Source organism: Microcoleus sp. A006_D1 (assembly GCF_036702805.1).
Classification (GTDB): Bacteria; Cyanobacteriota; Cyanobacteriia; order Cyanobacteriales; family Microcoleaceae; genus Microcoleus.
On record NZ_JAUBVZ010000008.1, the window covers coordinates 23,334 to 38,211 of the forward strand.

The 14,878-nt window shown below is 44.8% G+C and carries 9 protein-coding genes; 7 read left to right on the forward strand and 2 right to left on the reverse strand.

The genetic code is table 11. The features are described from left to right. Positions 1–241: 241 nt before the first annotated feature. Positions 242–2,236: a DICT sensory domain-containing protein gene (locus QUB68_RS16070; protein WP_332994200.1), complete on the forward strand. Its 1,995-nt coding sequence runs from the start codon at positions 242–244 to the stop codon at positions 2,234–2,236. Between the two features lie 192 nt (positions 2,237–2,428). On the opposite strand, the gene QUB68_RS16075 is transcribed toward QUB68_RS16070, so the two are convergent. Continuing rightward, positions 2,429–8,311: an AAA family ATPase gene (locus tag QUB68_RS16075; protein WP_332994203.1), complete on the reverse strand. Its 5,883-nt coding sequence runs from the start codon at positions 8,309–8,311 to the stop codon at positions 2,429–2,431. A gap of 513 nt (positions 8,312–8,824) precedes the next feature. Between QUB68_RS16075 and QUB68_RS16080 the strand changes: the two genes are divergently transcribed. The 6 genes from QUB68_RS16080 (at position 8,825) to QUB68_RS16105 (ending at position 14,040) form a co-directional block, all read left to right on the forward strand. Continuing rightward, positions 8,825–9,079, forward strand: coding sequence for a hypothetical protein (locus QUB68_RS16080; protein WP_332994205.1), 255 nt, complete (start codon positions 8,825–8,827; stop codon positions 9,077–9,079). A gap of 218 nt (positions 9,080–9,297) precedes the next feature. Further along, positions 9,298–9,723 (forward strand): photosystem I reaction center subunit II PsaD, encoded by a 426-nt coding sequence (locus QUB68_RS16085; RefSeq protein WP_332994207.1) that lies wholly within the window; start codon positions 9,298–9,300, stop codon positions 9,721–9,723. A gap of 171 nt (positions 9,724–9,894) precedes the next feature. Then, a complete protein-coding gene (locus QUB68_RS16090) occupies positions 9,895–10,758 on the forward strand; it encodes a GNAT family N-acetyltransferase (RefSeq protein WP_332994209.1) in 864 nt (287 codons plus the stop codon). 20 nt (positions 10,759–10,778) lie between these two features. Continuing rightward, complete coding sequence (locus tag QUB68_RS16095) at positions 10,779–12,326, forward strand: anthranilate synthase component I family protein (RefSeq protein WP_332994212.1); 1,548 nt, start codon at positions 10,779–10,781, stop codon at positions 12,324–12,326. A gap of 172 nt (positions 12,327–12,498) precedes the next feature. Continuing rightward, complete coding sequence (locus tag QUB68_RS16100; RefSeq protein ID WP_332994214.1) at positions 12,499–13,383, forward strand: PhzF family phenazine biosynthesis protein; 885 nt, start codon at positions 12,499–12,501, stop codon at positions 13,381–13,383. Positions 13,384–13,542: 159 nt separating this feature from the next. Then, positions 13,543–14,040 (forward strand): hypothetical protein, encoded by a 498-nt coding sequence (locus QUB68_RS16105; protein ID WP_332994216.1) that lies wholly within the window; start codon positions 13,543–13,545, stop codon positions 14,038–14,040. Here QUB68_RS16105 and QUB68_RS16110 read toward each other — a convergent pair. Then, the gene (locus QUB68_RS16110) at positions 14,037–14,873 is read right to left on the reverse strand and encodes an alpha/beta fold hydrolase (RefSeq protein ID WP_332994218.1); all 837 of its coding nucleotides are present in this window, start codon (positions 14,871–14,873) and stop codon (positions 14,037–14,039) included. The two genes, QUB68_RS16105 and QUB68_RS16110, sit on opposite strands and share 4 nt — an antisense overlap. Positions 14,874–14,878 lie beyond the last annotated feature (5 nt).

The following is a 14,878-nucleotide window of genomic DNA, read 5'->3' on the forward strand; positions in this document are numbered from 1 at the left end:
AACGCGGGGGGCTGGCAATGACAAAAAAATGTTAACCCAACCGTATTGGTTTAGAAGTGACTTTGGGATGAGCTCAAGGTCTTTGAAAGATACCTAGGCTTAGATTCGTCTAAGGGCTTGCTAGTATGATCGGACATAAACAGTCGCGTCATGAAGCATCAATATATCAGATACTGAAACAGGATCGATCTAAACCTCCGATCCTGTTTTGTCATCGGCAAAAATGCACGCTTAAGGCTAGATGATCGTCCCAATTTCGCTACTGGCAGAACTTCTGCAAGCTTTGCCCCATCTGCGGGCACAAATTTATTTCAAATCTTCCATGACAGCGCTGTCTCACGCGATGGAAGACTTGGTTTTGGCGGGCTCCGACGACGAACCGCTAGTCATTGCCAGCTTTCAGCAAGAGCGCTTCTACCGCCATGAGGCTCACCGCTACCGGCGCATTGCCGATCGCTCCTCTCAGGTATACGTGCTATCATCACCGGAAACTGAGTTTAAAAATTCCTCGGAACATCACGAAACTGTCGCGTTTGCACCGGAGGACACATTAAGTAAAGAGTGGCACTTAGTCGTACTCGGGCAATACTACTCAACTTGTCTGATTTGTCAAGAAAAATTTATGCCGATCGACAACCATGACGATCGCGATCCGCTATTAATAGACCAAGCTCGTAGATTTGAAGGAATTTGGACGTTTGATCGCGAGGTAAGCTGCAAAGCTGCCGAATTGTTGCTGGATAAAATTCTCAAATATCGCCCGGAATTGACCGAAAAGATCGATCGAGCGCGCACAACTTACAATCTGGCAAAAGCACCGAAAAAAACGCGGAAATCCGCCGCTTCCAAAGCCGCAAAACCCAAAAAAAGTGCGCCAAAAGACTCAAAAATTCCCAATCCCAAATTGAGCGACGCTTTTGCCGAACGCTTAGTCACCTACTTGCAATCAGGCCAGCACAAACTGCTCAAAGCATACAGCGCGATCGCCGCCCAGGAACGCAAAGAACGCCTGATCAACCTCATTACAACGGCAATGCGGCAGTCTCTCAACCCGCAAGAAATCGTCGAAGTCGCAGTACAAGAACTGGGAACAGCTTTGTCAGCCAGCCGCTGTTTGATTTATCGGTGCAAAGCCGTAGATATTGCCGTCAAGATCGATCGCGAGTTTTTGCGTCCAGGCACTACTTCCATGCTCGATCAGACTTGGCAGTTGCAGAAAAATCCCATATTCCGCGATGCCGTCACCCGGCAAGAACGAGTTTACATCCAAGACACAGCACAACATCCGCTGATTGTCAATACAAAATCCCTAGAAAAAACTGTCAAAAATTGGCAGATTATCTCTTGGTTAATGGTGCCAGTGCTTTATCAGGGGCGGGTGTTGGGCATGGTGGAAATGCACCAATGCCGATCGACTTCGCCTTGGGAACAAGACGAAATTGCTTTAGTAGAGGCGATCGCCACCCAACTCGGAGCAGCCTTAATTCAAGCCGAAACCTACGCTCATTTAGAAGAACTCAACCAACAATTAGAAGCATTAGACCGCACTCGCAGCAATCTAATTGCCATCACCGGTCACGAACTCCGCACTCCACTTTCGACGATTCAAGTATGTCTAGAAAGTTTGAACTCCGAACCAGATATGCCCCAAAAATTGCGGAAAATCATGTTAGAAACTGCCCTCGGCGATGCCGATCGAATGCGGAAACTCGTGCAGGACTTCTTAACTCTTTCCCACTTAGAAAGCGGGCGAGTCAAATGGAATGTAGAATCGCTGACACTGCAAGAATGCGTTGATTTGGCCCTCAGCAGCGTGCGATCGCGCGGCGGACTCGATCGCAAGTTGCCGCAAATTATCGCCGAAGTATCCGAAGAATTGCCTCTAGTGCAAGCTGACGGCGAGTGGTTGGTGGAGGTACTGTCCAAACTGCTAGACAACGCTTGCAAGTTCACCACACCGCAGGGAAGCGTCACCATAAGGGCGCAATGCAGCGGCTCTCAGATGGTAGAAGTGCTTGTAGCCGATACGGGGCGGGGAATAGAGGCGAGCAGTTTAAAAATAGTGTTCGATCGATTTTATCAAGAAGAAGGAGCATTGCGGCGCAGCGCCGGCGGCACCGGTTTGGGATTAGCAATTTGCAAGCAGATTGTCGCCGGCTGGGGCGGTAAAATTTGGGCAGATTCCCCAGGAAAAGACCGAGGAAGTGAATTTCACTTTACTATTCCGATTGTTTAGAATCAATTGACAAATTTTCGCTGCTCGACAGACCATAATAAAAAAACGGTTTGTAGTGAGGACTAAAGTCCGCATAAATCAAAGGACTTTAGTCCTCACTACAAACCGTTTTTGTGACGCGTAATTCAACGAAAATGACTAATGACTAATGACTAATGACCAATGACCAATGACCAATGACCAATGACTCCCCTACATCGGAATACAAATTGCAAACTCTGTTCCACCTTCTAGCGAAGACAAACATTCCAAAGTTCCCCCATGTCTTTCAGTAACTATCTGATAGCAAATAGACAGTCCCAAGCCCGTACCTTTGCCTTCTGCTTTCGTTGTAAAAAATGGCTGAAACAATTTTTGTCTGACAGATTCCGGCATTCCCACTCCGCTGTCAGCAATCTGAATCACAATCGTGTCAATTATTTGCGGTTCTTGCTGGCAAACACCCACCGTAGAAATCATAATGGTATTCGGATTTTGTTCAATCTCGGCGTAGGTTTTGCCCGTGTTGGATTCTTCCAAAGCATCGATCGCATTAGCAATCAAATTCATAAATACTTGATTGATTTGACCGGGATGGCATTCTAATTTTGGTAAATTACCGTAATGTTTAATAATTTTAATTGCCGGTCTGTTGTGCTTTGCCTTGAGTCGGTGAGACAAAATCATTAAAGTAGTTTCAATGCCTTCATGGATGTCAACTGCTCTTTTTTCCAGACTGTCGCTACGGGAATAGTTGCGCAGAGACTGCATAATGTCGCGGATGCGATCGATGCCCATCTTCATTGACGCGGTAGTTTTCGGCAAGTCAGCTAATAGATATTCTAGCTCGATCGATTCAATTTCTTCTTCAATTTCTGCTCCCGGTTCGGGAAACCTTTCTTGATAAAGATTCACCAACTTAATTAAATCAGCAATATATTCTTGAACGTGATGCAAGTTCCCAGAAATAAAGCTAATAGGATTGTTCACTTCATGAGCAACTCCCGCAACCATTTGTCCGAGTTGCGAGATTTTTTCAGTTTGAACTAATTGTGCTTGAGTTTGTTGCAGTTCGATCAGTATAGCTTCTAAATTTTCCGCTTTCTCTCTCAGTTGAGCTTCTGATGTTTGTAGAGCTTGTTCCGCTGCTTTGCGCTGGCTGATATCGCGACAAATTGACAAAGCATGGGGTTTTCCTCGGTATTCAAAAAACTTTGCTCTTACCTCAAGGTCAAATTCTGTACCGTCTTTTCGCCGCATCACAGCTTGAGAATAAAATTCTTGGCGCGAGCTGACGGTTGCGATAAACTCGTCGAAGAGATGTAGGTAGTTTGGGTGCAGGAGAGCTAAGGGACTTAAGCTCAAGAATTCCTCCAGACAATAACCGTACATTTCGCAGACTACGGGGTTTGCTGCCACCATTTTTCCTGTTTCCAAATCTATTAAGGTAAGTCCGTCTGCTACACTCTCAAAAATAGTGCGGTACTCCTCTTCTTTTTGGGCGAGTTCGACTTGAGATTTTTGTAAGTGTTCTAGGGATTCAGCTAACTGGCGGGATTTGTCTTGTTCGCCAGCGTAGAAGCGCGCGTTTGCAATCGCAATTGCTGCTTGGGCCGTCAGCATTTCCAAAAGTGTCAAACCTTCGCGAGTAAAGGCTCCGGCTACCAATTTGTTTTCTAAATAAACTATACCGATCGACTTTCCTTGATAGACAATTGGCGCGCACATAACCGACTTTGGCTGCTGATTTTGAAGGTAGATATCGAATTGGTAAAGGCTTTCTTGGGTGGCATCGTTCAGCACCAGCGATTCCTGAGTTCTCGCCACGTAATTGATGATAGAAAGAGGCACTTGGCAGTGCTTTTTGACAGGCTGCAATTCTTCAAATATTGCATAATCCTGCTGGTCGCTATCCGACACTTCAACGAACAAGTACCCGTCTCGTTCTAAAAGAATGCACCCGGTTTGGGCGCCTGCATTTTCTAAAATGATATGCAGCAGTTTTTTCAACAATTTTTCTAAGACTATTTCGCTAGAAATAGCCTGAGAGGCTTTGATTACTGTTTTTAAATCAAAAATATTGACATCAGCGGCTGTACTCGCAGTTGTAGTTATTGCGATCGGCTCGTCGCTGATGGTGTTAAACCAATCTGGATGAGATTGTTCTAGTTGATGAACTTTGGTAGTTGCTCCCCACTCGATATAGCAAAAGCGGGCATCATTGAGATAAATTTTGGCGAGATTGTAACGATTTTGTGCTAGATAAAATCGGGAAGCTAATTCATTGGCTAGGGCAGCATTTTGGACGAAGCCATTTTTGAGCGCGGAGGCGATCGCCCAATCATAATGTTGTGCTGCTGTATAGCTGTCTCCTGACAACCTGGCGATTTCTGCCTGAATTAATGAATATTTGTGCTGGTAATTTGCAGGGCAGTTTTTCGCAAATTCTCGAAGCTCTTCCAGGCTAATGCTGAGCTGTTCTAGGTAGATTTGGCGATCGGCCTCGCTGGCATTTTTACAAGCAGCAGCCAGGGCGATAGCGCGGTGGAAGCAAAAAACCGGGAGCATAAAAGTCCCGACAGCACCTGCCGAAAATTTAACACCCATATTAGTATATTCTAATGCTCGATCGACCTCCCCAAACCAATTTGCCACGGTTAGTCTGTAGAGATAAACCATAAAAGAAGTCGTCAAATCTGCCGAGGCTTCAGCAAATTCTAAAAGCGACTGTTCATCGATGAAACTTGGCGGATTTTCAGCACTATCCAGAGGACAAGTAAGCTGGAATATTGTCTGTTTATTTAGCAAACAATATGCTAGCATATTTCGGTCTATCTTCTCCAATACTGGAAGAAATTCATCAATGATTTCGGCGGATTTTTGCAGCGTTTCATTGCCTAAAAAGCAGATCCACAGATAAGTAACCGCAGAATATCCCGACCACTGATAAGCACCTGTCTCTAAACCGCTATTAAAAGATTTGATCAGAAAAAGCTTGCACTCATCAATATATTTAATGTGGTGCAAAGTTAAACCGCCCCAAATATGCAAAATACAAGCGCCTAACTCTTTGGAATCCCACTGTTCGTAGAGGTTGAGAGACAATTCTCCTGATGCGCAACCAGCCTCAATATCGCGATATTTAACAATCAAAGTAAAGGCATACAAAATGTAGCCAAAGGCGGAAATTTTGCAATTACCGTGTTCGATTGTCGCCTGCACAAACTTCATCGCACACAAAAATTGAGCGTTGGGACTGATAAAGTAAGCAATGGGGTAAAGTTCTTTCAAAATCTGGTGGGCGGAGAGTTGCAGCGGATCGGTGAGTGTAGGTAAATCGGCTAAATCTGCGATGGATTCCCCAATCATCGCCTTCGTCTTCGCCAACTCCCGCAGCAAATACGCATCATCCGGGTACGCTTCAAACTCAATTCCCAAAAATTGCAGCGTATCGATACCTAACTGATAAGCAGCAGGCAAATCATTTTTCATCCGCAGACAAGTCATTTTCAACTCATTAACCTGACACCGTTCCAATAATGTCCTAGTTTGGGGCATAATTAAGTCGAAAATTACCAAAGCTTCGTCATTTTTCCCATTCAAATATTCCGCTTCGCCCAATTCAAAATGCAGCGCCAAAGTTAACGCATAATTATCTTCCCAACTTTGTGCTGGCAAACTATTGCAGCCCGATTGGAAAAAACTCAGCGCAGTTTCAAAGGCAGAAGCAGCTTTCGCAGTTTTGCCCGCCTGCAAGTTTAACTCTGCTAATTCATATTGACTCAAATCGCAAATCAAGCCGCCAGCAAAATTCAAATGATTGACAATATCAAAAATTCTTTCTTGGCGTTCAGCTTCGCTGCTTCCTTGCAATAACAAACGCCCGATTGTCAAATGAACTGCTTGTTTCTGTTCGTCAGGAATCATAGCATAAGCAGCTTGCTGAATGCGATCGTGCATGAATTTGTAGCACACCTGTCCGGGCATTTTGCCCAACTTTTCCAACTCTTCCGGCTCAAATACTTGCGGTATCCGATAAGCATCTCCTACAGGTAAAATCAACCCCACTTGCAGCGCTTCCCACAAATCCTGTGCTGTTTTCGTCCAAGAGTATCCGCTAGCCACCGACAGCACATCCAAACTAAACTGATTGTCTATACAAGCCGCTATTTGTAAAATTCGTTGGGTTGCGGTTGACAAAGTTTGAATTTTTGTCACCATCAACTCAACAACGTTTTCTGAAATTTCCTGCCGTTCAATATGTTTGATATCCCACTGCCACTCAGCCGCCTGGTGATTAAATTTTAGGAAACCTTCTTGATGCAAATACTTGAGCAGTTGTTTGAGAAAAAATGGATTGCCGTCAGTCTTTTTTACGAGCAAATTTGCCAGCGGTGTCGCTGACGCGGCGGCACAGATCAAAGTGTCAGCAACCAGTTGAGTAGCGCGGCCAATTGTTAGCGGTTCTAAAGTAATAGCTGTCATCGGAACTCCCCCTGCCCGAATTGCCTGATTTGCCAGCATAAACGGATGCGTCGGGCTGACTTCGTTATCTCGATAAGCAACAATTACGAGCAAGTAAGGAATTTTTTCAAGGCAATTTTGTTCGTATAAATTAACTGTTGCAGCATCTATCCACTGGCAGTCATCGAGAAACATTACTAAGGGATGTTCGGCAGTGGCAATTGCTTGAATTAACTGCTGCATCACTCGGTTGAAGCGCTTTTGAGATTCAATAGGGCCGAGTTCGGGTACGTCTGGTTGCGGGCCTAAAATTAACTCTAATTCGGGGATGGCTTCGATCGCAACTTTAGCATTCGCATCCAAAACATCCAGCAGTTTTTCTCGCCACAAGTCAATCTGAGCTTGGCTTTCGCTCAAAATTTGCTGCACCAAACTCCGCATAGCTTGATTGAAACAAGTGTAGGGAACATTGCGCTTGAATTGGTCAAATTTGCCCGAAATCAAGTAGCCGCGCTGCCTGGTTAAATCGCGGAGAATCTCGTGTACTAATGCTGATTTGCCAATCCCAGAATAGCCACCTACCGATACAATTTCACCGCTACCTTGGCTGACGCGCTCGAACACTTGCAATAACTGTTTTATTTGCTCTTCCCGCCCGTAAAGTTTTTGCGGAATTAACAACTGACTCATTGCATCCAGTTGTCCGGGGATAAAATTAGAAATTGTACCTAAATTCTCTATTTGATTCTGGCAGCGTTCTAAATCTGCTAACAATCCGGCTGCACTTTGATACCTGTCTTCGGCATTTTTTGCCATCAATTTTTCCACAATTTCCGCCAAAACTTGGGGAATTTGCGGATTTAATTGTTGCAGAGGAATTGGTTGTTTGGCAATGTGACAGTGGACTAATTCCAGCGGATCGGTGCTGCGAAATGGCAATTGTCCTGTCAGCAGTTCGTAAAAGCTGACACCGAGGGAGTAGAAGTCGCTGCGGTAGTCTACAGCACGGTTCATGCGCCCAGTTTGTTCGGGCGACATATATGCTAGAGTTCCTTCTAGGCGATCGGGATTTTTCAAGTCAGGTTGTTCTTTTCTTAACCGGGAAGCAATGCTAAAATCTGCAATTTTTACTTGCTTTGTTTCGGGATTTATGATAATATTATGCGGTTTAATATCTTTGTGAATAATCTGATTTTGATGCAGGAATACTAAAGCTTTTGCCAATGGCACTGCTGCGTTTAAAAAATCGGCAAGCGATAATGGGCGATTGGTAGCAATCGCTACTGAATTATTATCGGTTTCTAGATCGGCGATTTGTCGTTGATTTTCACGGGGGCTTATCCATTTTTTTAAGGATATCCCTCCAATGTCTTCTAAGATTAAAACTAAGTGATTTTGATGAGTTTCGAGTCGATCGACTTTGATGACATACTGAGAGTCGAGATGTTGTGCGATCTGATATTCGTGTTTAAAACGGGCGACTTGTTCTAGGGTTGGGCAGTCGGTGTTTAAAACTTTGAGAATGACCAACTGTTTTTCTGCTGTCGATATTGCCCGATAAACAACTGTGTTAGTCCCTTGGTGAATCAGTTCTTGTAAGTTGTAACCAGAAATTCCTGAAGCTGGCAGCATAGTTGATCTTCCCCAGTTTATAATCAATTCCTAATTCTACAATGCCACATCTTAAACCAATATCGATCGCGGACGATCGACCTTTAGCAAACAACCATGTTTAAATGAGGTATAGATTAATCGCATAACTTAAAAATTACTTACGTATTCAAAGGTGTTTTGTTAAAATAAGGTAGAGCGATCGAGCAATGGCCACGATCTATTTTTTGTTCTTCCTGTCCAAATGTAACAGGTATTTAATGAAATCTTACAATATTGTGCCGATCGCTATAAATTAAGTTAATCAAAAATTAATAATCAAAATGATAAGCTGTTCCGCATCTGAATTGTATTCTTTGTGCAGGCTCTTATGCCCACCAAGAACTTGATCAAGCTTGACGATACAGTTTAAATGCACAATAGCTTATCAATTCCGGTTGCACCGTTAGGTGATGTTGACGGTTAAAAGTTAACTCTAATTTACTATTGCGATGCAGAGAGGATTTGATACTACTTACGTGTAAAATCTCGTTTTTGGGTGCACGGTGTGGATATTACTTAGGTAAAAAGTCTTTTTGTCGGATGCTGGCGGTGCAGATCGACAAGACTTGCAGTAAAAACTGGGTTTTTGATCGTTTGGGTGCGGCAGTTGCGATCGAGTTAGTCGATCGCCCAACGCAGGATAGCACAGAAAAATTTTTACTGCAAAACCTGCCTCTGCGGCGGCATGGTCGAACGAAGCAGGAAGAAGTCGATTTTCTGGAACAGGGCGGTAAGCCTTTGCCATAGGCACCAATGGGCGTTTTTGATGCTGATTTTGTATTTATTCCTGCTGGCTAATTCTGTTTTTGGGCATTCGTAGAAATTACCAATTATCAATTACCAATTATTAATTATCAATTATCAGAAGAGATCGATCGCCAAAAAACTGTTAATTTTCCTTACGATTTCGAGAACAGGGTACAGTGGCGATGATACGATGCCGTAAAAATCCTTTGGATATATCTATGGCAGAAGAACTGACTGGACAACCCCCCATCTTCGGCGGCAGCACCGGCGGCTTGCTGACCAAGGCGCTAGTTGAAGAGAAGTATGCTATCACTTGGACTAGCCCCAAGGAACAAGTGTTTGAAATGCCTACTGGTGGCGCTGCGATTATGCGTCAAGGCGACAACTTGCTGTATCTGCCCCGCAAGGAGCAGTGCATCGCTTTGGGCGGCCAGCAACTGCGGGCAAAATTCAAAATCACGAACTACAAAGTTTACCGCGTGTTTCCCGACGGTTCTAATGAGTACCTGCATCCCAAGGATGGCGTGTTCCCTGAGAAGGTGAACGAAGGTCGTCCCTACGTCGGTAAGATTGACCGCAATATTGGCAGCAATCCAGATCCGATTAAGGTGAAGTTCACCGGTAAGAAGACTTACGATCCTTAAGCCATGACTGCATTGCTGAACCAAGCATAAGTAATATTGCCTATGTTTGGCTGAGCTTGTAAGCTTGTGTTTGCAGTAGTGTTCGGGCGTTGAAGGCTAAGCCCGCAACGCCCGAATTCTACTGCAAACTTCTAATGTAATTAAAACTTAATCGTTAAAGTTAAATTAAAAATGAATGTGGCAATCAGACGATCGCAAACTTCTGATATAAATGTTTGCGCTCGCATTAATTATGAAGCTTTTAAAGATATTTCCGATCGCCATTGTTTCCCTCATACAGACTTTCTGACGCTGGAGTCGGCGGCAGAAATTACTCGGTTTTGGATCGAAAATCCGTCGTATTTTGGCATCGTAGCCGAGAGTGAAGGTACGGTGGTGGGCTGCGGTTTTATGGATGAACGCAACCCGATTCGTGGTATTGGGCCAGTCAGTGTCGATCGAACTTTTCAAGGCCGCGGGACAGGACGAGAAATCATGAAAGCCTTGCTGGAAAGGGGACAGGACGCTGTGGGCATCCGTTTGGTGCAAGAATCTTTCAACATGGCTTCGCTGTCGCTGTACGCCTCTCTGGGTTTCGAGGTGAAAGAACCTTTCGTGTTAATGGAGGGTGAGTTTCACAGCCAGCCGCAGTATGGGTTTGAGGTGCGGCCGATGGCTAGTGAGGATGTTGGTGAATGTGTGGCTTTGTGCGAAAAAGTCTGTGGGTGCGATCGAACTTCCGAGATCGAATACGCCCTAAATAATTATTGTCCGTTAGTTGCGTACCAGCAAGGTCGGATTGTGGCTTATACTTGTGCGATATCTACTTTGGGTCACAGCGTCGCCGAAACCGAGGCAGATATGCAGGTTTTGCTTTTGGGGGCTGCTGCGTACAGTCCCGAAGATGTGCTGGGTTTTCACTTGCCGCTGAGGTATGGAAGTTTGTTTCGCTGGTGTTTGCAATCCGGGCTGCGCGTCGTCAAGCCGATGGCGGTGATGGCTGTTGGCGAGTACCAATCGCCGGAGGGATGTTGGTTTCCGTCTTTTGTTTATTGATTGTATAGCAAAATAAGTATATGATATTTCCCGATTTCTCACAATTCTCCGAACTGGCGAAACAAGGCAATTTTGTGCCCGTGTATCAAGAATGGGTTGCCGATTTGGATACGCCAGTTTCTGCTTGGTATCGCGTGTGTGCCGGTCAACCTTACAGTTTTCTGCTGGAGTCGATCGAAGGTGGGGAAAAAATTGGGCGTTATAGTTTCTTAGGGTGCGATCCGCTGTGGATTTTGGAAGCAAAAGGCGATCGAACAACTCAAGTTTACCGCGACGGTTCCCAAAAAGTATTTACGGGCGATCCGTTTGTGGCTTTAACTGAATGTTTGCAGTCCTATCAGCCGGTGAAATTGCCGCAGTTACCAGCCGGAATTGGCGGGTTGTTTGGGTTTTGGGGTTACGAGTTAATTAAGTGGATTGAGCCGCGTGTTCCTGTGTATCCGGCTGGGGAAAAGGATTTGCCGGATGGGTTGTGGATGCAGGTTGATAATTTGTTGATTTTTGATCAGGTGAAACGGAAGATTTGGGCGATCGCCTATGCGGATTTGCGCGAGACTGGGGTTGATTTGGCAGAGGCTTATGCGACGGCGTGCGATCGGGTTTCTCAGTTAGTTAACAAGCTGAAATCGCCACTTTCTCAGCAATCTACTCTGATAGAATGGACTCCTCCCAATGATGGACAAGATGCCCGTTCCACAAGTGGAAATACAGAATTGAGTTATACCAGCAATACTACTCCCGAAAAGTATTGTGCGAATGTCTTAAAAGCTAAGGATTATATCAAAGCGGGAGATATTTTTCAGGTAGTTGTTTCGCAGCGTTTGGAATCTGAATATAGTGGCGATCCTTTTGCACTTTACCGTTCTTTGCGCCTGATCAATCCTTCTCCGTACATGGCTTATTTCAATTTCAAAGATTGGCAGATTATCGGTTCGAGTCCAGAGATTATGGTGAAGGCAGAAAACACTGCGGATGGCAAGAGAATCGCAACTTTGCGGCCGATCGCCGGTACTCGCCGCCGGGGTAAAACTGTTCAAGAAGATGATGCTTTGGCTGCTGAATTGTTGCAAGATCCGAAGGAGATTGCTGAACACGTGATGTTAGTTGATTTGGGCAGAAATGACTTGGGCAGAGTTTGCCGCAGTGGTACGGTAAAGGTTGATGAATTAATGGGAATTGAGCGTTATTCTCATGTGATGCACATTGTGAGTAATGCGATCGGAGAATTGGCTGAGGATAAGACGGCTTGGGATTTGTTGAAAGCTGCTTTTCCGGCGGGTACGGTTAGTGGTGCTCCAAAGATTCGGGCGATGGAAATTGTGCATGAGTTGGAAGGTTGTCGCCGGGGGCCGTATTCTGGGGTTTATGGGTATTATGATTTTGAAGGACAATTGAATAGTGCGATCGCAATTCGGACTATGGTTGTGCGATCGCATGGCGGCGATAAACATTCAGTTTCTGTGCAAGCCGGTGCTGGTTTGGTGGCCGATTCTAACCCGGACATGGAGTATGAAGAAACTCTCAGTAAAGCCAGGGGAATGTTGCAGGCAATTCGCTGTTTGAAATAGTGTCGATAAAAGTCGGCGATTGAAATCGCCCCTACACAAACAATGTCCGCCTCCGCAGACAAAGAGAAGATAACGTAATTTTAACCGCCTGGTATTCAACCCGCGGAGGCGGGTTTTGTTTTTATAGACGCGATTTCAATCGCCCGGTATTCTAATCTTAAAGGAGAGAAATATGAATTTTTACATAGTAGATGTGTTTGCCGAGTCAAAATATGCTGGCAATCAGCTAGCTGTATTTTGCGGCGCAGGAGTTGCCGAGCTCTCAGAGGCAGAAATGCTGCTGATAGCGAGGGAAATCAATTATTCTGAAACCACATTTATTCGATCGCCCGATCAACGAAATAACGGCTACGACGTGCGGATATTCACGCCCAAGAAGGAATTGCCCTTTGCCGGTCATCCGACGTTGGGCACTGCGTTTGTGTTGCAGCAAGAGATAATTGGCGAAAAGGTCGATCGAGTAATTCTCAATTTAGCCGTCGGTCAAATTCCTGTCACCTTTAATTATCATAATCAATCCGTAGATATTTTATGGATGCGACAAAACCCGCCAACATTCGGTCAAGTTTTATCAGCCGAAACTATCGCCAGCATCCTGAATTTAGAAATCAATGAAATTGATGCAAAATTCCCGATTAAAGAAGTTTCCACCGGAGTGCCGTTTATCATTGTACCGTTAAAAAACCTCGCAGCGCTCAAAAAAGCTCAAGTTAACTTAGACAAATATTTTGAACTGATTAATACTACAGAAGCCAAAGAAATTTTAATTTTCTGCCCGGAAACCTACAGCGACATTAATGATTTAAGCGTCCGAGTTTTCGCCCCTTCATTAGGAATTACCGAAGACCCGGCGACGGGCAGTGCCAATGGCTGTTTGGCTGGATATTTGGTAGAATATGGTTATTGTGGGGAAGCCAAGATTGATGTGAGAGTCGAACAAGGTTATGAGATTGGCAGACCTTCGCTGCTGTTGTTGAAAGCTCAAAAAAATCAGAAAGAAATAGAAGTTTTGGTTGGTGGTAAAGTGGTGATGGTGGCGAAAGGAGAATTTGTTTAGAATATTCAAATATAGGTTCGTAGTGAGGACTAAAGTCCTCAGTTTGGATGCGGACTAAAGTCCTTACTACGAACATATTCAGCTAACATGAGCTAGCTCATATTAATTCTTGTGCGTCACTGGCATAGTGAAAGCATCATCTCTACCAGATACTTTCCAATGCTACCAACATTTTCTCGGACTTTAAATTTATCCCCTGACGCTTCCGAAGCCCTGCTTTCACTCCCCTTAGCCAGCTTGCTCGATTCATCGGAGTTAAATCAACTTTTGGGAAGTCTGGATACTGCTTTACTCAAAGAAACTTTGCCTACTGCTGGCGCTGTCTTATCCCAAAAACTCCCAGCTTTTTATGACTGGTTGCAAACAGAATTAGGCCTTAAAAATGTCCCTGATAGTCCCGATCATGCCACAAAATGGGTAGTCGGTTTTTTGAAGAATCAAGAGAGTTTAACTCATTTAGTTGAGATGCACAAATCGATTCCAAGACTTGCATTAGATCGATCGATTCCTCGATTGGTTAGCGCCTTTGATGAGGTTCAACCCACCGCCGTCAAGGAAGAGTGGGAAAAAGCGATCGCAGCGCTTTGTCTGGTACTCGCCGTCGCAGCGCGGGAAAATGAGCGATCTAGCGGATCAAAGGCTTTGGTAGGAGTTTAGGTAAAGCGACTTTTTCGGAAAATTTGTAATTGCGTGCGATCGATCTCAACGACTATCGGCTTTTTCTTGTTTAGGACGATCGCATTATGCCGATTTAACAACAGCCACTGAGCCAATATTACCACCAGGACTCGCCTTTTAGGAAACTTGCCTTCAAAACGGGCTATTCGGACGATCGCCTCTTCGATTTTATACCACCAGTTTTCCCCTTGCTGAGAAATCACAAAAATCCTTCCCGGTATGTAATCGCCTTCATTTGCCCAGAAAGCATACCTTTCGCCTAAAGTAAAGTAGTGAAAAACATTATTAGCGGTGCAAGTTTGAGCTAACTTTTCCGCAACGCCCAAAGAATTAAAAATTACAGTCGATCGCAAATAATCCGGGTATTTTGCTACAATTTGTTGAGCAACCTTGCCGCCTAAACTTTCTCCGATGATATCCGCCGGATTACCGCTGTGAAATTGTTGCTTCAGCCAATCAACAGCGCCTACAGTCTCCGCCGCTTTTAACTGGCGTTCTAGTTTTGCGATAAATACATCGGGTGTATCTTCCAAAACGCGATCGAAAGGATACCACGAACCGTATCCGCGAATCACGAGTACGGGCGGATGATTCCCAGAAACGGGAAGGCGACTTTCAGCATAAAAACCCGTGCGAGTGTCTTCAAACACTTTTTCTATGGTATAATTTCCCTCAACAACTTGCCCCGATTCGTGCCGAATGTAAATAGACGGATTGCTGGGCTGCTGAGTATCGTGGAGTTGGGGTTTGGCAAACTTTTCATAGAGGAAATCTAGCAAGTGCCTTCCTGTAGGGCGATCGACAAAATCCAATTTTA

What these genes read in the sequence shown, in the direction of transcription:
- QUB68_RS16070 (WP_332994200.1), top strand. Translation starts at nt 242, where the DNA reads ATGATCGTCCCAATTTCGCTACTGGCAGAACTTCTGCAAGCTTTGCCC.
- QUB68_RS16100 (WP_332994214.1), top strand. Translation starts at nt 12,499, where the DNA reads ATGAATTTTTACATAGTAGATGTGTTTGCCGAGTCAAAATATGCTGGC.
- QUB68_RS16090 (WP_332994209.1), top strand. Translation starts at nt 9,895, where the DNA reads ATGAATGTGGCAATCAGACGATCGCAAACTTCTGATATAAATGTTTGC.
- QUB68_RS16095 (WP_332994212.1), top strand. Translation starts at nt 10,779, where the DNA reads ATGATATTTCCCGATTTCTCACAATTCTCCGAACTGGCGAAACAAGGC.
- QUB68_RS16085 (WP_332994207.1), top strand. Translation starts at nt 9,298, where the DNA reads ATGGCAGAAGAACTGACTGGACAACCCCCCATCTTCGGCGGCAGCACC.
- QUB68_RS16075 (WP_332994203.1), bottom strand. Translation starts at nt 8,311, where the DNA reads ATGCTGCCAGCTTCAGGAATTTCTGGTTACAACTTACAAGAACTGATT.
- QUB68_RS16105 (WP_332994216.1), top strand. Translation starts at nt 13,543, where the DNA reads ATGCTACCAACATTTTCTCGGACTTTAAATTTATCCCCTGACGCTTCC.